The organism is Oleiphilus sp. HI0066 (genome assembly GCF_001635725.1).
In genome coordinates this window covers 1-1,063 of the sequence record NZ_LWFH01001565.1, presented here as the reverse complement: position 1 = coordinate 1,063, position 1,063 = coordinate 1, and the positions used below count along the sequence as shown (strand labels likewise).

Sequence of the window (1,063 nt, the reverse complement as noted above, 5' to 3'; positions counted from 1 at the left end):
AACTGAATACCATAGCCATCCAGCTTATGGGGTTTGTGAGTTGGTAGATGATCATGGGGCTGTAATTAAAGATTGCGGGTTGCGTGGTGAGCTTGTTGGTACAGGGTTTATTAACTCGGCAATGCCTCTTTTGAGATACCGTACTGGTGATTATTGCATGTGGTCTAATGTTAACTGCGATAATGCAGGTTACGGAACGTTTCCTGAAGTAGAAGGACGGTGGAAACAAGAGTTTGTTGAGGGGAGGGATGGTAAGCGAGTTTCCTTAACTGCGCTAAATATGCACGAGGATATTTATGCCCATATTGATGCCATGCAATATGTCGTTGGTGAGCCGGGGCTAGTTGATCTAAACATTATTCCCGCAGTTTCATATGACCAGGGCGTTGAGGAAAAAATATTGGCAGAGTACCGCGAGAAGCTAGGCGGCACTTTTACAGTGCGAGTTAGTTTAGTTGACTCGCTCATTAAGACTAAAATTGGAAAGTGCCCTTTGATGGTTAAGTCGCAGATCGACAGGATTAGCAATTGAAAAAAGTTTTTATTATAGGAGTGGGCCGCTCGGGAACATCTTTACTTCAGAGCATGCTAGCTAGTCATTCAGAAGTCACTTTTGTTCCTGAGACCAGCATGTTGCGACGTTTCGTTTTTGGAGGGAAGCTTGGAAAGGCTGAAGATATTGCGGTCAATCAAGAGCTACTTTGGTCGGATGAGAAGGTCAAGCGACTAGGATTGTCGGAGGGTGATTTTGATGAGGGGCTTAAACCCGCACAGCTTTATGAACAAATTATTACTAAGGGTGTCAGTACACTCTATGTTGGTGATAAAGACCCTAAGCTAATAGAGTATTTGCCTTTGTTAGTCGCAACCTTTCCCGAGAGTGTGATCGTTCATATTAAAAGAGATCCTAGAGACGTATTGGCCTCCAAGAAAAAAGCGGATTGGTCTAAATCAAGGCCATCTTCGATGCATATTGCTGCTGGTTATGCGCAGGAAAAGGCTTTCCAGTCTTTTAAAATGCGCTCAGGATTTAAAAATATCGTAGAAGTCGTATACGAAGATC

At 43.5% G+C, this 1,063-nt stretch carries 1 protein-coding gene and 1 pseudogene; both read left to right on the top strand.

Going from position 1 to position 1,063, the window contains the following annotated elements; translation table 11 throughout:
• Nucleotides 1–532: pseudogene (locus tag A3738_RS31490) on the top strand (hypothetical protein); the annotation flags it as partial.
• On the top strand, nt 529–1,063 hold a 535-nt coding region (locus tag A3738_RS24650), incomplete at its 3' end, for a sulfotransferase (RefSeq protein WP_197474011.1). The pseudogene A3738_RS31490 and the gene A3738_RS24650, both read left to right, overlap by 4 nt.